This is a genomic window from Amphibacillus cookii (assembly GCF_016908375.1).
Lineage (GTDB): Bacteria > Bacillota > Bacilli > Bacillales > Amphibacillaceae > Amphibacillus_C > Amphibacillus_C cookii.
Genome location: NZ_JAFBDS010000010.1, coordinates 123,220 through 147,752 on the forward strand (window position 1 = coordinate 123,220; position 24,533 = coordinate 147,752).

At 35.7% G+C, this 24,533-nt stretch carries 21 protein-coding genes, 1 pseudogene and 1 riboswitch; of the genes and pseudogenes, 2 read left to right on the forward strand and 20 right to left on the reverse strand.

Features of this window, described 5'->3' with window-relative positions; all coding sequences use genetic code 11:
• Positions 1 to 199 precede the first annotated feature (199 nt).
• The 6 genes from JOE23_RS14660 to JOE23_RS14680 all read right to left on the reverse strand — a co-directional run bounded on the left by JOE23_RS14660 (position 200) and on the right by JOE23_RS14680 (position 6,144).
• Positions 200 to 658, reverse strand: coding sequence for an ASCH domain-containing protein (locus tag JOE23_RS14660; RefSeq protein WP_204439545.1), 459 nt, complete (start codon positions 656 to 658; stop codon positions 200 to 202).
• 23 nt (positions 659 to 681) lie between these two features.
• Entirely contained in the window at positions 682 to 2,601 is a 1,920-nt protein-coding gene (gene abc-f / locus JOE23_RS14665; protein ID WP_204439547.1) for a ribosomal protection-like ABC-F family protein, read from the reverse strand.
• Between the two features lie 131 nt (positions 2,602 to 2,732).
• On the reverse strand, positions 2,733 to 2,861 hold the full coding sequence (locus JOE23_RS18105) for an RAxF-45 family protein (RefSeq protein WP_275581548.1): 129 nt from the start codon (positions 2,859 to 2,861) through the stop codon (positions 2,733 to 2,735).
• Positions 2,862 to 3,209: 348 nt separating this feature from the next.
• Positions 3,210 to 3,962 (reverse strand): hypothetical protein, encoded by a 753-nt coding sequence (locus JOE23_RS14670; protein WP_204439549.1) that lies wholly within the window; start codon positions 3,960 to 3,962, stop codon positions 3,210 to 3,212.
• Entirely contained in the window at positions 3,949 to 4,476 is a 528-nt protein-coding gene (locus JOE23_RS14675; RefSeq protein WP_204439551.1) for an RNA polymerase sigma factor, read from the reverse strand. The genes JOE23_RS14670 and JOE23_RS14675 overlap by 14 nt, the downstream gene beginning before the upstream one ends.
• Positions 4,477 to 5,856: 1,380 nt before the next feature.
• A complete protein-coding gene (locus JOE23_RS14680) occupies positions 5,857 to 6,144 on the reverse strand; it encodes an alpha/beta fold hydrolase (protein WP_239585448.1) in 288 nt (95 codons plus the stop codon).
• 39 nt (positions 6,145 to 6,183) lie between these two features.
• On the opposite strand from JOE23_RS14680, the gene JOE23_RS14685 reads away from it, so the two are divergent.
• A complete protein-coding gene (locus JOE23_RS14685) occupies positions 6,184 to 6,432 on the forward strand; it encodes a CGNR zinc finger domain-containing protein (RefSeq protein ID WP_239585449.1) in 249 nt (82 codons plus the stop codon).
• Positions 6,433 to 6,728: 296 nt separating this feature from the next.
• Here the strand turns inward: JOE23_RS14685 and mgtE are convergent, their stop codons facing one another.
• The 5 genes from mgtE to JOE23_RS14710 form a co-directional block, all read right to left on the reverse strand.
• The gene (gene mgtE / locus JOE23_RS14690; RefSeq protein ID WP_204439556.1) at positions 6,729 to 8,096 is read right to left on the reverse strand and encodes a magnesium transporter; all 1,368 of its coding nucleotides are present in this window, start codon (positions 8,094 to 8,096) and stop codon (positions 6,729 to 6,731) included.
• Positions 8,097 to 8,119: 23 nt separating this feature from the next.
• On the reverse strand, positions 8,120 to 8,815 hold the full coding sequence (locus JOE23_RS14695; RefSeq protein ID WP_204439558.1) for an MgtC/SapB family protein: 696 nt from the start codon (positions 8,813 to 8,815) through the stop codon (positions 8,120 to 8,122).
• Between the two features lie 267 nt (positions 8,816 to 9,082).
• Positions 9,083 to 9,249, reverse strand: a riboswitch (M-box (ykoK) riboswitch).
• An 82-nt stretch (positions 9,250 to 9,331) separates the two neighbouring features.
• Positions 9,332 to 10,240: a cation diffusion facilitator family transporter gene (locus JOE23_RS14700; protein WP_204439560.1), complete on the reverse strand. Its 909-nt coding sequence runs from the start codon at positions 10,238 to 10,240 to the stop codon at positions 9,332 to 9,334.
• Positions 10,241 to 10,720: 480 nt separating this feature from the next.
• Positions 10,721 to 11,104 (reverse strand): penicillinase repressor BlaI, encoded by a 384-nt coding sequence (gene blaI / locus JOE23_RS14705; RefSeq protein ID WP_204439562.1) that lies wholly within the window; start codon positions 11,102 to 11,104, stop codon positions 10,721 to 10,723.
• Positions 11,105 to 11,127: 23 nt separating this feature from the next.
• Positions 11,128 to 12,897, reverse strand: a complete 1,770-nt coding sequence (locus tag JOE23_RS14710) for a BlaR1 family beta-lactam sensor/signal transducer (RefSeq protein WP_204439564.1) — start codon at positions 12,895 to 12,897, stop codon at positions 11,128 to 11,130.
• Between the two features lie 214 nt (positions 12,898 to 13,111).
• Between JOE23_RS14710 and bla the strand changes: the two genes are divergently transcribed.
• Complete coding sequence (gene bla / locus JOE23_RS14715; RefSeq protein ID WP_204439566.1) at positions 13,112 to 14,017, forward strand: class A beta-lactamase; 906 nt, start codon at positions 13,112 to 13,114, stop codon at positions 14,015 to 14,017.
• Positions 14,018 to 14,503: 486 nt separating this feature from the next.
• On the opposite strand, the pseudogene JOE23_RS14720 reads toward bla, so the two are convergent.
• The 9 genes and pseudogenes from JOE23_RS14720 to JOE23_RS14760 form a co-directional block, all read right to left on the reverse strand.
• A pseudogene (locus tag JOE23_RS14720) lies at positions 14,504 to 16,355 on the reverse strand (FtsX-like permease family protein).
• A complete protein-coding gene (locus JOE23_RS14725; RefSeq protein ID WP_204439568.1) occupies positions 16,345 to 17,106 on the reverse strand; it encodes an ABC transporter ATP-binding protein in 762 nt (253 codons plus the stop codon). Before JOE23_RS14725 ends, JOE23_RS14720 begins: the two are co-directional and overlap by 11 nt.
• A gap of 114 nt (positions 17,107 to 17,220) precedes the next feature.
• Complete coding sequence (locus JOE23_RS14730; RefSeq protein ID WP_204439570.1) at positions 17,221 to 18,216, reverse strand: sensor histidine kinase; 996 nt, start codon at positions 18,214 to 18,216, stop codon at positions 17,221 to 17,223.
• Positions 18,213 to 18,833 carry a response regulator transcription factor gene (locus JOE23_RS14735; protein ID WP_239585450.1) on the reverse strand — a complete coding sequence of 207 codons (621 nt, stop codon included), beginning with the start codon at positions 18,831 to 18,833 and terminating at the stop codon, positions 18,213 to 18,215. Before JOE23_RS14735 ends, JOE23_RS14730 begins: the two co-directional genes overlap by 4 nt.
• A gap of 487 nt (positions 18,834 to 19,320) precedes the next feature.
• Positions 19,321 to 19,815, reverse strand: a complete 495-nt coding sequence (locus JOE23_RS14740; RefSeq protein WP_204439573.1) for a Mov34/MPN/PAD-1 family protein — start codon at positions 19,813 to 19,815, stop codon at positions 19,321 to 19,323.
• On the reverse strand, positions 19,805 to 21,430 hold the full coding sequence (locus JOE23_RS14745; protein ID WP_204439575.1) for a ThiF family adenylyltransferase: 1,626 nt from the start codon (positions 21,428 to 21,430) through the stop codon (positions 19,805 to 19,807). Before JOE23_RS14745 ends, JOE23_RS14740 begins: the two co-directional genes overlap by 11 nt.
• Positions 21,423 to 22,319 (reverse strand): SMODS domain-containing nucleotidyltransferase, encoded by an 897-nt coding sequence (locus JOE23_RS14750; RefSeq protein ID WP_204439577.1) that lies wholly within the window; start codon positions 22,317 to 22,319, stop codon positions 21,423 to 21,425. The genes JOE23_RS14745 and JOE23_RS14750 overlap by 8 nt, the downstream gene beginning before the upstream one ends.
• Positions 22,320 to 22,323: 4 nt before the next feature.
• Complete coding sequence (locus JOE23_RS14755; protein ID WP_204439579.1) at positions 22,324 to 23,295, reverse strand: hypothetical protein; 972 nt, start codon at positions 23,293 to 23,295, stop codon at positions 22,324 to 22,326.
• A 78-nt stretch (positions 23,296 to 23,373) separates the two neighbouring features.
• Positions 23,374 to 24,507 (reverse strand): XRE family transcriptional regulator, encoded by a 1,134-nt coding sequence (locus JOE23_RS14760; RefSeq protein ID WP_204439581.1) that lies wholly within the window; start codon positions 24,505 to 24,507, stop codon positions 23,374 to 23,376.
• Positions 24,508 to 24,533 lie beyond the last annotated feature (26 nt).

Consider the following 24,533-nt stretch of genomic DNA (forward strand, 5'->3'; position numbering starts at 1 on the left):
TTCAGTCTATGATAAAGGCCTTTATACTTTAATTATCGAACAATCAGCCCAATTGTTCTCATTTTTTTATTTAACTAAGTCATTTTCAATATATTGCGCCTTGTTCTCGTTCTTTTCTTAACACCTAATTACTACCAAAAATTAACCCTGTCCTCATATGAGGACAGGGTTAAAATAAATGAAAATTTGATCGTATCTTTCATTGCTTATATATGATCTTAAACCGTTCACAAACCACAGGAATTTTATGATGAAACGTTTGATTGACCTTTTCAAGTTCATTTCTAAAAAATCGTTCATGAACCTCACACCAATACCTTAATGTACGGTCACCTTCCCCCTCTAAATATGCGTGTTCTGCTGTCACTTCATCGAATGGAACGACTTCTACTGATGTTGTCTCTGCTATCGCAACAGCATTCCCATCTCCATCAAGAATAATATTGAGCTGGCCAACATAAGGAAGCTCCTCTTTTTCCAATTCATATAACGTGTAATTTGATGCGGTTGCTGTTTTCGTTCCTTCTCGTACTAATTTCGCTAATGCATCAGCCATTTCTTTTGAATCGCCAAATGCCCATGCTTGATAATCATTTGGCACATTCGGATTTATTTTTTTATAATCTTCCCACATTTGAATAATGGAATTCTTTTTCATATGATATTCAACCTACTTTCCGCTTAATTTCCTAACTGGTTACATAGCTCTTCCCATTTCTTCTCTAAGTCTTCTTTCTCCTTATATAACTGTTGTAATAATACCACATCATCAGTTTCCAATAACTTTTTGTCTAACATTTCAACCTTTTGCTCTAATAACACTAAATCACTTTCCAAGTTTTCTTTGCAATTACACTGCTTCTTTTGTTGCTTGGGGTTTTCTTTCTTTTTCTCCACACGTAACTGCACCGAACCTTCTCTTAATTTGGCCATTTTTTCTCTGGCCCTCGTATAGTTACCTTCAAAGCAATGGACTTTCTTTGATTCTATCCAATAAATTTTATCAAACAGTTTGTTAAGGAAATAACGATCATGGGATACAGCTAATATACTACCCTGAAAATTTTCAAGGGTTTCTTCTAACACTTCTCTTGACTCTATATCTAAATGATTCGTTGGTTCATCTAAAATGAGAAAATTAATATCTTGATGCATTAATTGAGCTAATCTTAATCGCATCCGCTCACCCCCACTTAGCTGAGAAACTTTTTGAAACACTGCATAGCCATAAAACATAAACCTTGCTAAAATATTCCTGGCTTCACCTTCTGTCACTTTAACCACGTCTCTGAACAGCTCAATAACCGTTTCATTTTCTATAGTAGAGAAAATATGTTGAGACAAATAGCCTATTTTAACATTGCTACCTATCCGCACCTCTCCTGTATCTGGATAAAGTTTTTCAAGTATTAATTTGAGTAATGTTGATTTTCCTGCTCCGTTTTCCCCTATTATGGCGGCTCGATCTTGGTACGTCATATGCATATTTACATTCTCAAATAACACCTTGTCATTAAATCGTTTTGAAATGGCTTTAAACATCACCACATCATTTCCACTGCGATTCGAAGCTTCCATCTCCAGATTGATTTTTTTACGATTTAATACAGGTCTCTTTAACTTCTCAATCCTCTCTAACGCTCTTTCCATGTTCCTTGCTCGCCTGTGAAGGTCTGCATTTGGCGGGCTCGCTCGGTTTGCCCAATCTCTTAACCGTTTAATCGCTTCTTTCATCTTTTTTATTTTCTTTTGCTGTTCCTCATAGGCTTGAAATTCCCTGAGAAGCTTTTCTTCTTTCTCTTTGACAAACTCTGTAAAGTTAGTATGATAAGTCGTTATTTCTCCATCTTCCAAATCAATCACCTGGTTGACTACTTCATCAAGAAAATACCGATCATGTGAAATAACAAGCACTGTACCTCTGTATTCCTTTAAAAAGTTCCCAAGCCATTCAACTGCCATTAAGTCAAGATGGTTGGTCGGCTCATCCAATAACAGCAGATCTGGTTGCTTTAGCAATATTAATCCTAATCCTACCTTTGTTTTTTCTCCCCCACTTAATTGCGAGAAGGACTGATCAAGTAAGAGCTGAAGATTTAATCCGCAAGCTATTTTTTCAATATTGGCATCTATTTCATAACCCCCACTATTCGCAAACTGATCTTGTAAGCTCCCATATTGTTCAATCAGTTTTGAACGTTTAGCTTCATTCATTTCTACCCCCATCTCACCCTCTAACCTTTTCATCGTTTCCTCCATCTGCAGTAAGGTGGAAAAAGCTGATTTTAATACCTCCTTTACCGTTGTCGACTCATAGCCACCTGGGATTTGCGTAAGATAACCAATAGCAATCCCCTTTTTCCAATGTATTTGACCAGAATCGGGTAAGTCTTCGCCTGCTAGTAAACGAATCAAAGTCGTTTTTCCGCTCCCATTTCGACCAACGAGACCTACCCGTTGCTTTTCTTTTATTTCAAACGATATATTTTCAAAAATAGCGTTCCCTCCGTGCATCTTAGCTATTTTATTAACACTACATACGATCACTTTTATTCCTCCTTTTAAAAACAAAAAAAGCCATGAGAAGACATACCTTCCCATGACCACAGTTTTATATAGAACGTCATAGTCACTTCATTAGCGTTCTATTTCATTTAAAAAAGGAGAGCATGAAAATGCCCTCCTTTCAACCGTCTTTTTATCATGTGGGTTAAGAGATGTTTTTCACCGTTTTAGTTTGCTATTGAGTTGTTAAAAAAGGACATACGTATCCCGTTAACACCTGCAACAGCAAATTTTGCACGATTCAAATAGAGGAATTCAATCCAAAAATCGCACAATAAAACAGCTTGATTCAACATCTTTATCCCACCTCCGCTTCATTAAAAGTTAACTCCATTTTATCACTTATCGGATTTTTGTTCAATTCGTAAAATTATACGAGGCAAATAATTGATTATTTAGCATGGGAACATATCACTCATTTAGGTGAAATTTAAAACACAAAGAAGAGGAAATTAAGAGAGGCACATAACATAAAATAATAAGCCGGCTTTCATATCTTAGAGTAATGAAAACCAGCTTTTCACTCCTAATAATGGAGTGACGTGTATTTTTATCTTTCTATACCACAGAAACGAAGAATGTTTTGAAAACAATAGGCTGTTCCAAAATAGCGCCAATTAGGGAAGCCTCACAATCAATCTCTATTACAGTTCACTTAAATTAATGGATTCTACAAGTTTAATGATATACTCTTCCTCCATATTAAACCCTTGAATAATAAATTCATATGATTCTGTTTTTATATAAGCTCTAATTACTTCACCTTGAGAGATTATAAAAGTTGGATGCCCTTGAAGGTCAACCTTATTCAGATCCTCTTTATTAGTCACCTCTGCCATGATGTTTTTTTTATAATCCTCTATTGATAAATTGTTTTTAGTCTGGTAAACAATTATCTCATCTGCTTCTTTACCATAGCTGGTCATTGTTGTAATTAAATTATTTTGTGAGGAAATATCAGTATTTGATTTCTTATCACTTAACAGGTTTGGTAACCTTAGATCAATTTCATTTCTAAGATGTTCCGCACCTCGAATATTACTAACTTGATCCCAATCTGAATGTTCGCTTATATCATTACTGCTGGATAAATAGTCATCATCAGATGAACCGCTTGTATTATGAATTTGTTGTTCATTACTATTTTGCATAAAATGATAAGTCCTATCTTGAAGTATCAAGGAATAGACACTACCAAATAAAATAGTAAGCAAAGTGACGGAAATTACTATGTTTTTAGTTACAAACCATAATCGAATTGGCTTTTTATTTTTTTCGAGTTCGTCCAGCCTTGCGTTCATCTTTTGTTTTATGAGCTTTTTTCTACCTTCTTCCCAGTGAATATCGATTTTGTTTAATTGATGATCGTAATGAGAATGATCTTTAAAAGAGTTCATGAACAGACTCTCCTTTCAAAAAATTCTTTTCCAAGTTATTTATGGCTCGATGTAGCGTAACCTTCACTTTACTTTTCGACCAACCCAAGATTTCCGCAGTCTCCTGTACAGAAAAATGCTTGATTTTCCGAAGCAGAATAACTTCTCTTTGCGATCTTTTTAACTGTTGTATGGCTTCTATTAATTCTTGGTCTGTTTCTTTGTATAAAACAATATCTTCCGGCAAATCATGGTCATCAGCTTTTATAGGCAATAATGTATCCTTTAAGAGTTGAATGTGTTTCGTTTTTCGTATATAATCAATTGCCAGATTCCTTGCGATTTTCATAATCCAAGTCTTGCAACTGGAGTGACCTTCAAATTGATCATAATTTAAATACGCTTTGATGAATGTCTCTTGTGTGATATCCTCAGCTTGTTTATAATCTTTTATCATAAAATTAACAAATAATAAAATATCTTTCGAATACAAATCATACAAGTTATTTATTCGGTCCTTTTTATGTTCAGACAACAAAATCCTCCTCTCCTCATAAAATATATTAAGTTTTTAAACTTCTGCTTATACTGCCCTCTTTACCAATATAGACGAATTGTTAACTTAACGGTTACGATAATAATAAATTTTAACGATCGTAAAACTTTATAACAGGTGAAAAAAGTGGTGGAAGGTTGATAGCTAATTTGTTAAATAATGAAAAATAAAGTAGGCAAAGAATAAACATAGGAATTTCATTCTATTTTTCCTTGTACCTATTTCTCAAGATTTAACTCTGAATTTTTTAGTGAAATTCACCGCTTCAAAGAAGAAATTTCGGACAAATCAATTTGAGTTTCCGATTGGTACGAAAAGAAAAGCTTAATTATTACACTCACAAAAAGCCTGTCCTATTTATAATTGAGAACAGGCTAATTATTTCAATTGAACTTTGTACAATACTCATATTTCTAAAAAAGATCACTTTTACATGAAGTTCTAATAATTTATAGAATTTCCAACCTGAAGAATTTCTTCTTTTTTAAGAGTATCTGTGAAAAATATATATTGGTAATCTTTTTGTTTTTTTAAAATTATTAAATCACTTTAAATTATTTTCTCAAAATATGTAAAACAGGAAGAGAAACCATATATCCAACAAAAAAACCAATATTGTATAAAAATAGATCAGCTAAATCAAAAACACCTACTTTTAATTGAACTTGTAGAAATTCAATTAAAATAGCAAAACCCTCAAATACTAAAAATCTTGGTAAAAACCGACTAAAAATAGTTGAATGAGTAACAAGAAATAAAATGGAAGAAAAATGATAATGTTAACAATCATCACTATCAATGATGCGGTATCACCTTGAATATCAAAAATAAACCCAAATGGATTCCAAGAATATCCCCCAGTTTCTCCAAAGTATTGATGATCTGGTCGAAGTAATCCGATTACTAAGACTAATAAATATAATCCTAAAATTAGATATCTATCAATCTTATTATCTAGTTTAAATACGATGTTCAACAATACATAGATAGTACAAATTACTATAAATACAGCTAGAACGTTCTTATTAGCACTCTCCATATTAGCAAAAAACATTGGTAATATATCTATAAAGAACCCTACATACACTAAGGTACCTACTAACATACTAAATAAAAGCAATATAAACTTTACTATTATCCTTTTTGTTTTAACCGTTATTGTAAACCTCTCCTTTCTTAATAGAATCTGCATTTAATACTAAATAGATTATCATTTACGTGTTTTTTATACACTTAATATGTTCTTGATAAGATTAAAAATAATATGAATATATTTCAAGTTATTTTAGAAAATTATGGATTATTCATTTTTCATCTAGTATATATATCATTTATTTTCATATTGAATTAGAAATCTCCTCACCAAGAGACGAGGAGATAAAATATTCTAACATTATATTCTTTTGCTCCATTGTAGTTTAAGCGACCCTTTAAAAACAATTTTATTAGACTAACACTTGTTTCTAAATCTTCTTCTAATGGAAAATGGCCTGTGTTTAGTAAATGGACGTCACAGTCTTTCAAATCATTTTGGAAGGCCAGTGTCCCTTCAGATCCGAAAAACATGTCATTTTTGCCCCACGCAACTAGCGTCGGTGGCTGATGTGTTCTGAAATATTCATACCATTCTGCGATCTTATCAAACAATTAAAGGTTAACTTAACCCTTGACTCGGCGTCTGATAAGATGCACCTAATAACTGAAGGGCTAACAACAAGAGATCACGTCTTATATCAGCTTATTCAATCCGTTTTCGATACATTGGAAACAACTGCTACTGTTCGCATTAAAAAGTGTGAGCATGCCGAATGTTATCTTCATTTTGTTGATACATCGAAGCCAGGAAAACGACGATGGTGCAGCATGGAGCTATGCGGCAACCGACAAAAGGCTGCGGAATTTTATGCGCGGAAAAAGAAGAAGCGTCGTTCATAATTCGACATCAACCCTTCAGATATAATTACTTACTGAAAAGCCTTCTGCAGGAATGGTACTAGGAGCTTCAATCATCCTATTTAATATAGGCTTGAACGTTACCGCATTCAAACGCAACAACGAGCGTATTTTTTAGTGTTCAGTACCATTCCTGCGTCAAAAAGGTGATAATGTTTTGATTTACTTCGGAATACTATTTTGTCTGATTGCATGCATTTCAAGTTTCATTAAGTTAAAGTATATATTTACTGGAAAACAAGTTGAAGGATAGATCCGGTTTACATACAGCTTTACTCTTATAAATAATTTATTAGAGCAGTTGCCACAGAAAAATAAATGAATAAGCCTACTATGTCATTTACTGTTGTAATGAATGGACCAGATGCTACTGCTGGGTCTATTTTAAGCTTATCAATTATTAATGGAATAACAGTTCCTGTCAAAGTAGAAACAAGTACGGTTACAAATAATGAGATGCCTACAACAAACCCTAGTGCCAAACTGGAATTTGGGAGAAAAAACGTTATGATGGCTACGACTATTCCACACACGACGCCCATCATGAGGCCCGTCAAGCTTTCTCGTTTTAACAATTTAATGATCCTGCTTTGATCAAACCTCTCTAACGCTAATCCACGGACAACGATTGCTAAGGATTGTGTCCCCGTATTCCCTGCCATATCGGCGATTAGTGGGATAAAAACGGCTAAAATAGCTACTTCTGCTAATGTTCCTTCAAACCCTCCAATTAGACCTGCTGTTAACATGCCAAAAAATAATAATAAAATGAGCCATGGCAACCTTTTTTTTGTGGCCGTAAAAGCATCGACATTAAGGTCTAGCGCTCCTTTTACAGCTGCAAATTGCCCAATATCTTCTGTTGTTTCTTCTTCAATGACATCGATAATGTCATCGACCGTTACGATCCCAATTATTTTTTCATCATCTGTTACTACCGGAACAGCTAATAAATCATAGTCTTTAATAAGAGTAGAAACCTCTTCTTGATCTGTCAAAGGTGATACAGAAACCACTTGCTCCTTCATTATATTTTCAATCAACTCGTCTTCTAATGAGGTAATCAATTCACGAAGCGATACGATGCCAATTAATTTTTCGTCTTCATTTGTGACGTACAAGTAATAAATCGTCTCAGCATCCGTTCCTTCATTTCGCAACCGTTCCATTACTTCGGATACCGTTTCCTTTGAAGCCAAGGTGATAAACTCCGTTGTCATGATTGACCCTGCTGCCTCTTCTTTATATGATAGCAATTGTTTAATGTTATTAGCTTCCTTTTCATCCATTTTATTTAATAAAAATGAAGCAACACCATCAGGAATTTGACCAAAAAAGTCCGTAATGTCATCAGCGGCAAGCTCGTTTAACATATTTAATGCAAACGCATCTTCCAGCTCAGAAAACACTATTTTTTGCTCCACTAAGGCTAACCCTTGAAAAATTCCAGCAAATTCGATAGGGTCTAGGTAATCATACAGACGCTTTCTTTTTTCCTCACTCATTTGCTTAAATATTTCAATTTGATCGGTCGAGTGAAGGTCTAAAAATGCCTTTCGAAAGCTATCTTTTTCATTTTTTTTCAGATACAAAAATAGATAATAAGTAAATTCTTCTCTGTTCTTAATATTTAATGTTCTTTCCATATGGTCTTCCTCCTTTCTAACCTCTATAGATGTTCCACATTTACCGTTAATACAAAATCAATTTTTTTAATGAGATAATATATTTCCGTTGTGTACTGTTTTTCAGGTGCTGAGAGTCGTAAGTCAATTTGTTGATTGCCGTTATCCAAGTCTTTTATCTTAATATCTCGTATGGTAATATCACTTTTTTCATTTTGACTGAGTCCTTGACCCTTTTGTTCGATCGTTTTAATGAGTTCTGTCATTTTATAATTTGGCTCCATGACTATTTTCACAGCCACTTCTCTTTCCCGTAAGGTGACAGGGCCGACGGTTTTAATAATTAGTGGTAAGAAATTAACTGCGATAATAAGCAAAATTATTGCAACCGTTGCTTCAAAGTAAAAGCCAGCTCCCACAGTAATGCCTAATCCTGATGCTGCCCATATCATCGCTGCACTTGTTAATCCAGAAATCACATCATTGTTTCTCCGAAGAATGACACCTGCTCCAAGAAATCCGACTCCACTGACAATTTGTGCAGCTAAACGCATAGGGTCAGATGCATAATGATGAAACGATTGAATAGAAACGATCGTAACTAAACAGCTTGCTACACTAATTACCATACACGTTTTAAGACCTAGCGGTTTATGTTTTAGTTGCCGATCGATACCAATTAACATACCAAAGAATAAAGCTAGAGATAATTTTAAAACCATTTCGAATTCAAAAATCATAGTAATGCCTCCTTTCAATGTATTATGACATTATCTTTCTTAATGTCCCCACCGTCCCAACAGTGGAAGTGGAAATGGTTCGTCTGTTCTTTTTTTGAATATCAATAAACGTTCACCTTCGTTATCACTCCACGAATAGTGGGTATCACTCATTTCCCTTTTCCACCTCCTTTTATCATATTAAAAAACCATCTTCAAACGAACGAAGATGGTTTCAATAAACACGAATCATAAAGCATGCCTAAAAAGGCAGACTGATCCTGCATAATCCTTCCTCCATTCGTAGAGCTTTAGCACTGTGCGGCATAGGACCAAATCCAGCTACATTAAAAACCACCTTAATTCGATAGTCTCTGTTGACCCATTGGCGTCTTTGGACATTTTTGGGCAGCAGCGTATCTCCAGCACAGGAGCCTCACCTAACGAGGTTTTTATTTAATTAATTTCTCCGTGAACATCATACATCCTGAACAAACATCTGTCAACATGCTTCTGCTACCCCATTTGTGCATTCACTTAACATTCTTTTGTTTCAGAGTATGGATTAATATGAACCAACACATCGGACACATCGTCATGCTCAGTCATTAATGCCTGCTTTACTTGTTTAGAAATATGATGGCCTTTTTCCACATTCAGTGTAGCATCGACGCTAATTTTAAGATCAACGACCACATATTGACCATGGCTTCGGGCCCGTAAGTCATCCACCTGCAAAACACCTGTTACGTTCTCCGTTGTTACAGTAAAACGTTTGCTCTCCTCCTCATCCAATACATTTTCCAGCACCATATGAATCGATTGCCGAACCATCTGATAACCAATTCGTATAATAAACAGGGCCACGATAATCCCAGCCAACGGGTCCAGATAGACCAGTTGCCCATACCCGATCTGATCACCAATGATTGCTCCGGCTACCCCGAAAAACACGCCAATCGAAGATAACACATCGGAGCGATGATGCCAGGCATCGGCCATCAAGGCCGGACTGTTGATTCGTTTTCCCAACCGATATTTATATTGATACATGAGCTCTTTGCAGATAATCGAAATCGCCACGCCGATGAGGGCAATACCTGTCGGCGCTTGGGGTGTATCGCCCCAAAAGACTTGCAAGGAAGACCAGGCAATTTCAATCCCGACCAAGATCAATAATATAGACACAATAATGGCCGCAATACTTTCCGCTTTGCCATGACCATACGGGTGTTCTTTATCAGGTGGTTTATTGGCTGCGCGTATGCCCGCCAGAACGGTGACCGAGCTGATAACATCTGAAGCAGAATGAACCGCATCAGCAATCAGTGCGCGGCTTCCAGATAGCCACCCGACAGTCCCTTTCATAATAGCTAGTAACAAATTTCCAATAATACCCATCCAAGAAGCAAATTGTGCTTTTCGGCTGCGTTGATCTTGCTTCATCTTCGTCCCCTCCAAACTCTCATAACCTTATACTATTTTAATAAGCGTTTTTTAGCCTTTTTTTCTCTGTGGAAAGATCTCTTTTATTCTAGCAAATCGACTTCATATGGGTCTACAGCAACCTTTTTGAGGGGATGAAGTAATGTAAGCGAGGGGCAAATGAATCTGCGAAGCCCAACAAAATTGCCTATATCCAACATGAAGGTAAGAAGGGAATGTAGCATTTCTAGGGTTGAAAAACAAGTTGGATCAATGGGATAAAATGACTGCTAGGAAAGGATTTAATGGAGAAGTACTGGGCATATTATATTTTTTCGTCAATGATTTATAGCCAAGGTTCCCGTACCAATACTCGGTGACAAGCTTCACTATATTTGACCATAAAAACACCCCCGAAAGTTAGATTTTTTACTCTAACTTTCAGGGATTGGTACCCAATTAGGGCATGTAGAGGGTCTATTTTCTATTTGAAGTATTGATCTATTTCTCTTTTCGTTTACGCTCTAAAATGGACCGCAGTTCGTCCAGTTCTTCTTTCGACAAAGACTCTTCTTCGATAAATTGAACTAGCATCGGTTTGAACGTCCCACCATAGATTCTTTTAATAAAAGACTGTGCCTCGGCGCGTTTACATTCATCTTCCGAGTATAACGGGAAAAAGGTATACACTTTTTGATCTTTGTTGACCCCTACGACCTGTTTTTTCGTTAATCGATCGAGAAGCGTTCGAATTGTTTTGGGTTTCCAATCCGTTTGTTCTTGCACAGCTTGGATCACTTGATTCGCAGTCTGAGGACTATTTTCCCAAAGGACTTTCATGATCTCCCACTCGGATTCAGAAATACTAGGCAGTCGATTAGACATCTCCTCCCCTCCTTCTATTCACATTATTTATAGATCCCTTTGCTACTTAATATGGCATGCGTAATTTCAGCAGCTTTACTTCCATTCGCATGATCTTGATGTTGGATATTCGTTGCAAAGAAATACGTATCCGTTTCGGTTTCGAGGAATCCTATAAACCAACCGTTTACAGCTCGACCATTCACAATCCCCGTACCGGTCTTTCCATAAAGCGTGCCTTCTTGATTTTCTTCTAACTTTATGGCCTCTTTAACTAATTGTACATTTTTTTCTTTAAAATGATATTCATTCTTATAAAATGCTTGAAGGAGCTCTACCTGTTCAATAGGTGAAATCTTTAAAGACGATTCTAGCCAATACTCGTCTAACCGTCCCGAAAGATCTTTATTACCATAATCGAACATTTCCAAATAATATTGAATACGATCTCTTTGCATTTGTCGATCTAACTTTTGAAAGTACCAAGTGACCGAGTAGCTCATTGCGGTTCTTAAGTCGTGATTAGCATGCCATTCATCATAATCATAATGTACGCCGTCCCACTCTAATAGTGAATCATCTCCTGTAATCACACCTAGCTCTAACGCCATTAACGCGGTGAATACTTTATAGGAGGAGTTAGGAGAGATCCTCATGACACTTTTTTCTCGGTTATAAATTTGATATTCATCGTTGCTCGCACTGTATAATACAAAACTACCTTCATTCTCTCCAAAGTATCCACTCAAGTCTTCATATATCGCCCGCTGATCATCAAATAAATAGCGCTCACTAGAGGAAGCGGTTACCGATAAAAGAGGGAATTGAGCGATTAAAAACAGCGTGATAACGATAAAAATAAACATACTTTGTAATTTTAATCGTTTCGATTCTTCAGTAAAAGAAGCTATATGGATCATCCGTCTTTTTATATGTTTTTCAGAACCTAATAATGGGGTTGCTAAATTTAAAATAGCGGATTCCTTATTCCTCTCCACAAATCGAATGATCGTCTTCCCATACTTTTCAAAATCGCATCGATCTATTGAATGGAGCACTTCCGTGTCGCAAGCCATTTCCCGATCAAGACGCATCATTTTAAAGGCTTTCCATACAAGCGGATGAAACCAATAGACAATCTGGTATAGGACAAATAAACAATTCGCTTTAATGTGCTTGCTTTTATAATGGTGCAGTTCATGTAGCAAGACATAGTTTATTTCCTCATCAGATAAATAGGATGCCATATTCTTCGGCAGTAAAATATAGGTGTAAAACAAACCGAATGTCATTGGGGAACGTACACTCGAAGTTTCTAAAATCTTTGGGCGCTTCTTTATCCCAAGCTTCCGTATACAGTCGCTATATCGTTTTTTCACCTTTTCATTTTTTATTTCTATGGCAGCTGATACAAGACGTTGTAACTTTACATAATGATACAATGCCAAAAAGAAGAAAAGCACCATACCTATAACCCAAATAATAATGAAAAATGATTGGACGAATGTATGATCAAAACGGCTGACCGAAGTGCCAAAATCATTCACCCAATTTTCCGATTGATCCGCTAAAGGCCAACTATCCTGAGTCGAAGCATACTGCTTTCCTTCACTCTCATGAATAAAAGACAAGCTCGGGATCTCTATAAGGTGAACGGGTATAAACGGGAAGGTTAAAGCAAAAATAAGCAAAAACCATAAATGATAGCGCCATTTGGCTGATAATTGTTTATAAAAAAATTTCCTTAGTAGTAGGATCACCGTGATCGTTACCGTTGACAACACAAGAGAAAGTACTATATGTGGCAATGTCATTTTTATTATCTCCATTTTAATTCATTTTTCTTTCTCCTCTTATTACCTCACACTAAAACACTAAAATTCTAACATTTAAATTTAAAGTTGTAAATTTCTGTTGACATTTCAGATTACACGCGTAATACTAGATTACAGGTGTAGTCTATGAATATATTGGCTCCGACCATTTTGTAAGACTCATCAAAACAAATAAAGTCGAAAGGAGATTAATATGAAGATCACAAAATTAACATGCACCATTCTCTTAGGAACCTTTTTATTTTTAGGATGTTCGAGTGACAAGGAACAGGCCAGTTCTGATCAACCAGAATCTGAAAGACCTACTCCGACGGTAGAAGACACCTTTAGCCAATTAGAGGAAGAATACGATGCTCGGTTAGGCATTTATGCATTAGACACGGGGACAGGTAAGACGGTTACATATCGTTCTGATGAACGTTTTATCTATGCATCTACCCATAAACCCCTGTCTGTTGGCGTCCTTCTTCAGCAAAAATCGATAGAGGATTTAGATGAACTCATCACCTATTCAAGTGAAGATTTAGTCAACTACAATCCGATAACAGAAAACCATATCGATTCAGGATTGACATTAAAAGAGCTTAGTGATGCCTCGATTCGCTACAGTGATAACACAGCTGCCAATTTAATTTTTCATGAAATCGGTGGACCGGAAGGCTTTAAAGAAGGACTTCGAGCCATTGGAGATAATGTAACCGAACCTGAAAGAATAGAACCTGAATTAAATGATGTAGAACCTGGGGACATTCAAGATACGAGCACACCGGAAGCATTGGCAAAAAGCCTGCAACAATTCACTTTAGGAGATGCGCTACCAAACGATAAACAAGCGTTACTAATCGATTGGCTCAAGAGAAACACAACGGGTGACGCTCTTATCCGTGCAGGCGTACCAGAAGGTTGGGAAGTTGGAGACAAAACGGGCTCTGGCTCTTATGGGACGCGCAACGACATCGGCATCATCTGGCCGCCAGACAGAGACCCGATTATCCTTTCCGTACTAACAAGTAAGGAAGAACGAGATGCAGAGCACGATGATGCCCTTATCGCAAGAGCCACAGAAGAAGTCATTAACATTCTTTTTGAGACAGAGTAAATGGCTCAAAACGAGTATACGGTGGTTATCAAACTGTAAGCTAACACAAAGGGGAGAATCGTTTGATTCAGTTCTCCCCTGATTTACTTCTTTGGTTCCTTCGAGCGAAGGTGGATCGTCGCTCGTTTCCTTAGGGCTGAGAAAGGGAGTGGCAGAAAATAACATGGTAAAGCTTAAAGCCTAAAATTTTTCTTGCTCAGATTTTTGAAATCAGATTACCGTGTTCTATCACTTACTCTGAATGAATGTCATGCTCAATATAACGAAAAATATTCGAAATTAATAAACGTTCGTCGTTAGAAACGAAGAATTAGAACGAAAGATGGCGACTCTTGTGGGAAGAAGCTCAGTCTGAAAATCCATTCTGACTGAGCTTTGCAAAGGGAGAATGAGTTAAAGGCGAGCCCCACGGAAAGCATCCATCTGTCGTGGAAGTGAGTCATAACGTTCGGAAATAGCGATACAATCCTGATCTATGACATCGATTTACTCTACCAATTTTTTAAAATATGCCTTACGTATAATAAAGAAGCTCAGCGTAAACAGCAGCAAAATAATGCCTACACCAACCGTCGTCATCTGGAAAAAGGCTGGTGAAAGTGTATCACGAATACTGAATAACACGGTAAATAATAACATCGCAGCCATTGTAAAAGGGACAAAAATCAGTATGGATAATTCTCTTGTCACAACAGCACTAATTTCTTTCATAGATAGTCCGATTTTGCGAATGCCCAAATATTTTTCTTTTTCTTCCGCTAAAGAGGTCTGCAAGTAAAAATAAAGTATACTCATGGCTGCACTTAAAAAAATCAGACTCAGCATAAAACCAATAAAGAACATGATTCTCTTTACAAATAACTCGTCAACATATAATGAAATTTTAGATGAGACATAACGCTCATCTGGTTCTGTCATGATTTGTGATTCTATTTTTTCTGCTACATCCCTTTTCTCTGTCCAATCCTTCAATTCATAGGCAAACACATGATATTCTGGATAATGGATTGCTTCATAAATCGCATCTGGTATAACATAATATACTGCCCGAAAGCCTGATACAAGAATCATTCGTTCTTCTAATCCTACGTACTGAAGAGGATCATCCACATAATCCTGAATGGCATCCGTATTTGGAATTATTCCCGCATTTCCTGCCACAACATAATATTCATTATCGTTAAGTGTTAGCGCTTCGTGTGTACCAAGTGCATTGAAATTCGTATTCGACATGAAGCCAATCCTGCGGTCTTCGTCTGTTTTGAACGCAGATTGATATGCATCGAAATCTCCCTCTGTTTGCTCAAGGGTTGTCTCCATAAATTCAATATCTTGCTGTACTTTTTCTATAGGGTTATTTGGATGTGAAATATATTGAAAGCTATACGGATAGACAGCTTCCGTATTTTCTTCGACATTATAATACGAACTGTACAAAACACTCGTCGTCACAAATATGGCAAGTAGTAAAATACTGAGCAAATAAATGACATGAGCATGTGAATTACCTTTCGCTTGTAAATTCGATACAAATAACATATTGGTTTTTTTGTAATACGAGGCGCTTTTTTGCAACCTCCGAATCGTAAACAAGATGCCTTGGGTTAATATAATATAAATCGTCATTAACAGACTGGTAAACAAAATCATCAAATAAACAATTCCTAAGCTTTCAACGACATCTGGGCTAACTTTGAGAGGTAGTAATAAAGCTGCACTCACTAAGATGGATAAAAGGAGCCTCCATGGCGTTGGACGTATTAATTTTTTCCTGTGTGACATCTGCTTTTAACAGTTGTACAGCTTCTTCTTTCTTGATAAATCGTGTCGTTATTTTGGATACAATGAAAAATAAAACACTAAATAAAATGACCGTCATGGCAATAGCTTGTACAGGTACATACATGCCAAAGCTATCTGCTTCTAAGACATTTTTAACGACCATTAAAAACAGAGGAGAAACAATTAATCCAACAACAATTGCTGTTATAATTGCCGCAAAAGCAATCAGCATATTTTCCCGGAATACCATTTTCCGCACTTGCTTCGTTGAGGCTCCAGAAATGATAAAGACGCCAAGGCTTTTGGTTTTCTTCTTTAGGAAAGCCAGCATCGAATAAATAATAAAAATAAAAGAAAAAATATAGACAATCATACTACATAAAATCATGGCTATTCCAAGTGCGCTATTCGGATCGATGGCATCCATCATTGGATGAAATGCCGTAATCAAAAAAAAGAAAAAGACTAAAATAGAAAAGACGCTGCTCAGAAAATAGGAAATATACGTCCATTTATCCCGTAATATATTTTGAATGACAATATGATTAAAGCTCATGATATCCACCGCCCAAAAATGTCAGTGTATCTACAATTTCTTGATAGAATTGCTGCTTGTGGTCACCCTTCTGTATTTCATTGTAGAGCATCCCGTCTTGCATAAAAATCACTCGCTCAGCAAAACTGGCAACATACGGATCATGTGTGACCATTAATAAAGAGCTTTGAAACGTTTCATGAATGGATTGAAATAGTGTCATCACACTATTGGCTGCTTTAGAGTCCAGATTCCCAGTCGGCTCATCTGCTAATAATAGACTCGGCTGATGAATAACTGCTCGTGCAATGGCTACACGTTGCTTCTGTCCCCCTGAAATTTCAAAGGTTCTCTTCTTCATGATGTCTTCAATGCCTAAAAACGCAACGACTTCCGCTAAACGGGAGGTCATTTCCTTTGCCATCACTGCATCGAGTGTCAATGGTAATAAAATGTTTTCTTCTACGGTTAATGTATGAACCAAGTTAAAATCTTGAAAAACAAAACCCAATTCACTCCGTCGAAACTTTGCAAGATCTTCATCATTCAGTTCATATGGATTTTTTTGGTTAATTGTAATAGAACCATTTGTTGGGCGGTCTATGGTTGATATGCAATTTAAAAATGTTGTCTTCCCACTTCCCGATGGGCCCATTACAGAGACAAATTCATTACGTTTCAGTTGAAAATCAATGCCTTTTAATGCTTTATAGTTCACCTCTCCCACATACTCCTTATGAAGTTGTTGAACATTTAAAATTGTATCTGACATATATACCACTCCTGTTTTTTTCATGTTAACTTTAATATACTGAAGTCGTCCCTTCCTTAACATTTAATAACATGACGGCAAAGTGACAATATTGACACATTTAAAACGGCTGCTTCAATCGGCAGCCGTTTTCATACTTTTCGAAAGTTCAATGGTGAAAATGGTTTCTTGATCATGAGATGTTAACTCAAACGGATGATCTAGCGTCATCAAAATTCTTTTGACTAAGTATAAACCTATACCTGTTGCTTCACTTCTTTTCCTTCCTTTTGAACCTGTATAGAACAAATTGAATAAGCGATTGATCTCACTTTTTGGAATGGTTTCCCCTCTGTTATGAATCGATAACTGACCATCCGTGTAATAAATATGCACCGTAGAGTACTTCTCACCATATTTAATCGCATTACTAAGCAGTTGGTAGACAACTACTTTCATCCACTTTCGGTCTGAATAAAGAATAACGTCTTCCGCTATTGTCACCTTGGGAAATAGTTCTTCCTCAATAAAGTAATCTTTTAAATCATTAATAACCTCTTGCACCATTTTCTTTAGTGGCATCGGTTCAATTTTCAAATCAGATAATAATTGGGTAGAGCGGCTATAAGACAATAGCTGATTTAACGAAAAGTTTATTTTATCGCATTCGGCTTTTACTTTTTGCCATTCTCCCAACGATTTGACATCGTTTATTTGATTCGATTGAACAAGCAACTGCATGACAGAAATCGGCGTCTTCATCTGATGCACCGCATGTGAAATAAGGAGCTGCTGTTCCTGTAAAAAATCTTGATGTGTGTCCTGTTCTTTTAAGAGCAAGGAAGAAAATTGCTTCAATTGATTGGCATATGCCTTTTCAATTGGAGCATGAGGACGATAGACAAGAAAACCAGCATGGCCCACATTTTCTTTCTTTAAATGTGTATACATTTTTTTACGACGAAGATAACGAATAACAAGCAAAATCATTAATAAAGTGGTGGCTAAAAAACTAAAATAGACATAATGATTTTCAAAACCATCTAATTGTTCAATGATAAAAGGCAAGCAGATAAACGTTATCAGATACAAAAGAATAAAGCTGAGATGATCCTTTATAAATAACTTCATTTGTCTCTATCCGTTAATTGGTATCCGATTCCCCGAATCGTTTTTAGTTCTAAGGAGGATTGGACATTTTCTAATTTTTTTCGCAATCTTTTGATATTCACTGTAAGTGTATTTTCTTCTACAAATCCTTCTTCATCCCATATAGCAGAAAGCAGCTGCTGTCTTGTGACAACATTCGGGGAAGCCTCAAAAAACATATGACAAAGCTGGAGCTCTTTTACCGTCAATACTTCTTCCTGTCTCGGGGTAGATAAACGTACTGTGTCCAAATTTAAGATCGTATTACCCTTTTGTAATAGTCGTCGTTCTGCGTTTTTTGCATACTCTCCATAGGTTCGTCGAATTTGCCCATTGATTTTTGCTAATACGACATCCATTACGAAAGGCTTCGTGATAAAATCATCTGCACCATTTTCAATACCATATATCTGGTCGAGTTCGCTCATGCGAGCAGACAGAATCATAATGGGACATGTGGATATCTGCCTTATTTTTCTTGACCAGTAATAGCCATCAAAGTAAGGCAGATTTATATCCATAATAACTAAATGCGGTTCTGTTTCTTCAAAAACTGTACCCACGTAACTCACTCTTACAAAACCCCCAACCTCACTCAATCCCTTCCCCCACATGCACTCATGCCCTTTTTCACCCCTAAATACTAACCTTTTAATTTAACTCAGTTTTACAAAGAAAAGCATCATTTCTTGTCGAAATGAATCGAAAATTAATCGGGAAAGAATCGAAAAATGGAACTCGGTTTTACAGAGTAGATTGGAGAATTAAGAGTATAGATAGAAGAATCATAACGCTTTTTTCTTACTCTCTACCTCATATTTTTCCACGCACTAACGTTTTTTCTTTTACCATCAACCCTTGTCACGCTTAGTTTCTCAGTCTTTTCTTCAAACAAAAAAGAACCGAGAAGCTGTACAAATAGTACGTTCCCGATTCTTCTTGAAGTATTATCTAAAGCCGATATATAAATGGGTGTCGCTGCCCCTGCTTTGTAAAATTTACTTACATTTTGTAAAAAGAGTTACATTTTTGTAAGAGAGAGTTACAGGGGGACATAATAGAGTTAAGGGTACAGAAAAGTAAGGATTAAATAAACTCCTCAATCCATGAAGGATTAGGAACAATAAAATGTGAAATTGATTTTAACTTCCTACCTTTATAAAGCGAATATGTCTTTATTTTTACTGGATCATAATGATTAATAATTACAGTAATCAATGAGTCCCTATACTCATATGGTGTGTAACTTGATAAACGTTTCATTGCAATTAAATCTCTATTACTTGGATTGAGATTATTAGACAAATGAGTATGCCAATCACCTAAAAAGTATAATTTATGCTTAGATAATTCATTAAGTCTATTACAAAACCTTGTTACATATTCACCATCGATTTCGATTGAATCAAATGACATTTTTGTATTTCCCCCTGGGTCAGAGGCATGAGTAATAATTAATTGTTCATCTTGTTGATATCCAACAAGCGATCCACCTATCTCAGTGTTAAGTTCATGTTGACCAATAATCTTGTTTATATTAGATATACTGTTTTCTGTAAATAATACACTATTAATTTTCATAACACACTTCACAATCCTCTAATGCAGGGTTACTTAGATACTCCACACTATAGTTTCGATTTCCTCTACGATCCCTCTCACTCCATAGAATATAGTGTTTTTTATCTAAATCTACTTCTAACAAAGTGTCCATAACAGCTTGCGACACTAATCCACCTGCAATATTAACACTTGATATTCCTCCTATAAATGTTGGCTGATCGCATCCAGGTGCAAACTGCATTTCCCCTACTGGTGAACTTGGTGGTTCTTGATGTCCGTGATTTCGATTCCAACAGCCCCAACACCCTGATTGATTAGGTATATACTTGACAACCTCACAACTCCAAGCTCCATTTGAAACAGAGCTAACAATTAAGGGAATTTTATTTATAACACAAAATCTATTTAGAAAATGTGATACACTATGCTCCCCTGTAGTGTCTACGATTATATCAGAGTTTATCAAAACCTCATTAACCTTTTGATAGATTTTAGAATCTTTATTATTACCTACCGCTACTTCATATACATCTACGTTCGCCATCGGTGCTAACTCTCTAATACGGTTTCCAACCCCAATAACTTTAGGTAGCCCAAACCAATTTTGCTTTACTTGATGTCGTATTGCATTCGAGGGCTCATAGGTATCATAATCAAATAAATTAAATTTATTGATTCCTTCTTGTGCCAAAGAAGTTGAAACAATTGACCCCAGAGAACCTGATCCAACTATAGTTACTACCTTATCTCTTAATAAGGAGCCATAAGGAGTACGAATTTTATGATCATCTTCGCTTACCAAATAGCATTGTATCCATGTGGCGTTTCCTTGAAGAATTTTCAAAGCAATCCAGGCCATTCTTTTATTCCCTTTTTTACCCCATTCATCTTCAAAAACAAAGAATACAAATTGATTTTTACTTGGATTTATATGAACGTGATTCTCAATCAACCATGACTTAATATTGGCGGTAGTCAATGGTGGATGACTATTCACCTTGTAAATCTTAGATTTATATAAGGTGGAACCTTCGAACCAATCTTTGTAACCAGAATGAGCAATGTTATTCTCATTTTGTATGGCGATTGTTTTGAGCATACCCCTTTTTTGTCTGACAGAGTAATTTATTGCCACATCATTTACAATATCTAAGTCGGAAAGTGCCATATCTCCAAACGGCGGAGGGATTAATATACCACCATCAGCATAATTGTATTGATTTACAATTGGTTCTGGAACAATATCCTGATAAATTCCAGATTCTTCGTTAATTGTTAATGGTGAATAATTGACAATTAGTTCCTCAGCCTCTTGGAGAACTTCTCTTGCCGTAAAATCAGCTCTCCATCGTTCAGAGGAAAAGCCAAAGCAACATAAAGACTTAGTTAATTTCCTTTGATGGCTTACTAAAACCAATTTATCTTTAACATCACTAATTACCGTAGGGGGGAATGAAGGGTATCCGTTTGGATATATAATTCTCAACGGATACTCTTTTAAAACTGATGATTTTCCAATAAACTCGATAGTATTATTATGTTTATTTAGAAAGAAGCCTTTTGATTCGAGGAAACGTTTCTCCCTCTCAAAAACTTCTGGCATCTCTTCATACCATAATCGCTCTTCACCCATGTCTTCTATCTGGTTGCCTCCCCCAGTCGGACGTATTCCTTTTCACGATACTGGAACCTGTATAATAACTGTTGTTAGTTGTACCAGTGAAGTCATTGAATACCTTCTTCCAAGCTGATAATTGACTATCATTTTCATCATCCGCATCATCTAAGTAGCTTAAACAAGTTGATGCGGTAGTTTTCATAAATAGCTTTTTGTGATATTCAATTACATCAGCAACGTTATTATTTGAGTTGGCTGGATCTATTAAGTTGATATTCTCAATATTGTCTACTATATACTCTAATACCTCTTTAGTTCTATCCTTCGACCCCGTTGCAGTCGAATCTTCTAAAGCCTGTATAACCAATAATTCCATAGCAAATGATTTAAACTTAACATTCCATTTGTTTTTCCAGATTTTCATAAGTTTAATTACATTGCGACAACCACTCTCAGTAATGTGAGACTTATGCTTCTCTATGTTTGTTTTAATTCTGCTCTCGTCATCAGACTGATATAAAAATACGTCATTATTACTATCATCTTCCTCGTCTATGCGACGACCAGGAACTACATCAACATCGAAATCGGTTAATCCAATGGATACTTTCTGTTTTCTCACATTATAATTCTCGTCTAAAAAGTCGAATACTTCATTATACATTTCTTTTAGTGTATCAAAGGATTCCTTTTTAAAATGGATAGCAAGGTCTAAATCTTTACTTGAATTAATCGCAGTATGCTTTGCTATAGAACCCGAATATTTTACAGTTTTAACTTTATCGCCAAATTCCTCTCTTATTGCTGTTTCTACTTCATCTCTTTTTTTCTTAATCTCTTCTTTATCTTTTTCCTCAATTTTTTCTTCTTCAAGTAATGATTCAAGATAATCAGCAACAGTCATTTTCTTAACTCCTCTCATATGAAATTACATTTGCTAAGGACATCATATTGCTTGTCAGGCTTGTCGGCATATTCGCCAAAACAGAATATGGGTAAGAATTAATTAAATCAGCATCTTCTCCAACAACCCTATTTTGAAAAGTAGCATAAACAACTACTGGAATGTTTAGGTCTAATTCTTTCAGCTTCCCAATATATTTCCTTATTATTTCCTCTTGCTCGTTTCCGTTTAACTCATACCTATAAATAATAATATCTATTTCTTTATTATTTATTTTTTCCTCAAATGCTTCGAATTCATCTAAACCCATTATTTGTGCTTCTCCTACAATCTCACGAATCCTGGCTACTTCAAGGCTCTCCATTTCTTCTTTTTTACTTTCAGGAGTTAAAACTACAACCCTACTTTTTCGAATGGAATGTTGGTTTTCCATAAAACGTTCTAATTCATTGTATTTTTCTTCAAAATCTTCTATTGTAGGATCCATTAAACTTCTAATCTGTTTTTTTGTTTCAGCTTCAATTTCCTTAACAGAATCTTTTATTGTTGCGTTAGCTTTCTCTTTAATTTCATTTATAGATGACTTTATGGTTAAATTAGCATTCTCTTTTACTTCTGTTTTCGTTTGACCAAAAATCCAATAAAGGACTATTGTTCCACCTGTTACCAAAACGCCTAATGCCACAAAAAATAAGCTGACTAAGTTCATGAAACTTTCCCGATCATTATTTGCAAAATCCTTATAATTTGCATATTCCTGTTTAAGAAAATCAATCGTTTTATCAGAACTACCATTTCCTGTTGTCGAATCATTTTCCTGCAAATCGTCTATTTGACTACTTAATTCAGTAAGTCTTTCTTCAAATTGCTCTTGCTTTTCGTTCATTGAATTATCAATGTGCAATAAAAAGAAAAAATTGAAGGCCAATAGGGCTATGACCAATATTCCTAAAACCTTTTCAATGTTGCTTTTCAACATACCACCCCAACATTTAATTTAATATAAATATCGCCAATCAATACAAACTATTTCTTATTCGTGTTTACGAAAATTCTATCTTTTAATTAATTTTATGGTTGGCTCTGGCTCACTGTAGTTCAGTGTTCCCTTATCAAGATTACATAACATTTCTATATACTCTTGGGGTACAGACATTTCTTGAATTAATTGTTGTTCATTCTTCACATCATTTTTTAATAGCATTAAAATGCTTTTCTTTAGAACTACTGGCTCCTGCAATGGAAAAACATCGTCAAGTGGCTCTTTCTTTCTCATTTTCTTCATGGATATCTGCTTTTGTAATGAAGTATATTTTCCTTCATCAATAATGTTTAGGTCTAAACATCTATATATCATGGCCGCAATAGATACATTCCAATATTTCTTTAATTCAACAAAATGTAGTAAAGATGTAGATGTAACAGTTTTTGCAAAAGCGTCAGCTGGTAATGAAAATGCAGAGGAAAATTTATTTGCTTGATTTTCCATAATCTTAATTTCTTGTTTACTAAGGACATCTTGATTATCAATATCCTTGTGCATCATTATATGCCCCAACTCATGCCCACCATCAAACTGTCTCCTAAAAGCAGACTGTTTATCGTTACCAAGAAAAATAAAAGGTCTGCCTTTACGGTGTTGACAGAATGCATCTACTTTTTGACTATCGGTGTCTACAGAGAAAACCATTATACCGTTTTTTTCTAATAAATGAACTATATTAGTTATGGGCTTATCCCCAAGCCCCCAATGCTCTCGTACTTTGATAGCTAATTCTTCAATCGAATTATTATCCCATTCCGAATCAAACTCAGTTATGTCAGGCAGATTTAATTCTGGAAACTCGATGTAATCTGATAAATATTCATAGATGTATCCTGCTAATAGTGTTTTATTGTACTGCGTTTCCTTACTTTTCTTAGTGGCTGTAGCATTAGCTCTAAAGAACGTATTTCCAACAAATTGCTCTTTGTATTCTCGGTAGAAGAAATTTTTCGGGAACTTTAACGTATTAATAATCGACATCATTGTTTCTGTCTTAGGTGTATGATCCCCAAGCTCAAATTGTGAGACTGCTTGCTTAGTTACACCAATTCTCTCTGCGAATTCTTTTATTGTTAAACCTCTTATCAACCTTGCCTCTCTTAACCGTTTAGGATTAAACTTTGGCTCATTTTCAACTTTCATAACGTTACTCCTAACTAATTTAGTAA

Bases quoted from the DNA above. Each gene is read 5' to 3' on its own strand.
- JOE23_RS14660 (WP_204439545.1), bottom strand. From the start codon at position 658: ATGAAAAAGAATTCCATTATTCAAATGTGGGAAGATTATAAAAAAATA.
- abc-f (WP_204439547.1), bottom strand. From the start codon at position 2,601: ATGGGAAGGTATGTCTTCTCATGGCTTTTTTTGTTTTTAAAAGGAGGA.
- JOE23_RS18105 (WP_275581548.1), bottom strand. From the start codon at position 2,861: ATGTTGAATCAAGCTGTTTTATTGTGCGATTTTTGGATTGAATTCCTC.
- JOE23_RS14670 (WP_204439549.1), bottom strand. From the start codon at position 3,962: ATGAACTCTTTTAAAGATCATTCTCATTACGATCATCAATTAAACAAA.
- JOE23_RS14685 (WP_239585449.1), top strand. From the start codon at position 6,184: ATGCACCTAATAACTGAAGGGCTAACAACAAGAGATCACGTCTTATAT.
- mgtE (WP_204439556.1), bottom strand. From the start codon at position 8,096: ATGGAAAGAACATTAAATATTAAGAACAGAGAAGAATTTACTTATTAT.
- JOE23_RS14695 (WP_204439558.1), bottom strand. From the start codon at position 8,815: ATGATTTTTGAATTCGAAATGGTTTTAAAATTATCTCTAGCTTTATTC.
- JOE23_RS14700 (WP_204439560.1), bottom strand. From the start codon at position 10,240: ATGAAGCAAGATCAACGCAGCCGAAAAGCACAATTTGCTTCTTGGATG.
- blaI (WP_204439562.1), bottom strand. From the start codon at position 11,104: ATGTCTAATCGACTGCCTAGTATTTCTGAATCCGAGTGGGAGATCATG.
- JOE23_RS14710 (WP_204439564.1), bottom strand. From the start codon at position 12,897: ATGACATTGCCACATATAGTACTTTCTCTTGTGTTGTCAACGGTAACG.
- bla (WP_204439566.1), top strand. From the start codon at position 13,112: ATGAAGATCACAAAATTAACATGCACCATTCTCTTAGGAACCTTTTTA.
- JOE23_RS14725 (WP_204439568.1), bottom strand. From the start codon at position 17,106: ATGTCAGATACAATTTTAAATGTTCAACAACTTCATAAGGAGTATGTG.
- JOE23_RS14730 (WP_204439570.1), bottom strand. From the start codon at position 18,216: ATGAAGTTATTTATAAAGGATCATCTCAGCTTTATTCTTTTGTATCTG.
- JOE23_RS14740 (WP_204439573.1), bottom strand. From the start codon at position 19,815: ATGAAAATTAATAGTGTATTATTTACAGAAAACAGTATATCTAATATA.
- JOE23_RS14745 (WP_204439575.1), bottom strand. From the start codon at position 21,430: ATGGGTGAAGAGCGATTATGGTATGAAGAGATGCCAGAAGTTTTTGAG.
- JOE23_RS14750 (WP_204439577.1), bottom strand. From the start codon at position 22,319: ATGACTGTTGCTGATTATCTTGAATCATTACTTGAAGAAGAAAAAATT.
- JOE23_RS14760 (WP_204439581.1), bottom strand. From the start codon at position 24,507: ATGAAAGTTGAAAATGAGCCAAAGTTTAATCCTAAACGGTTAAGAGAG.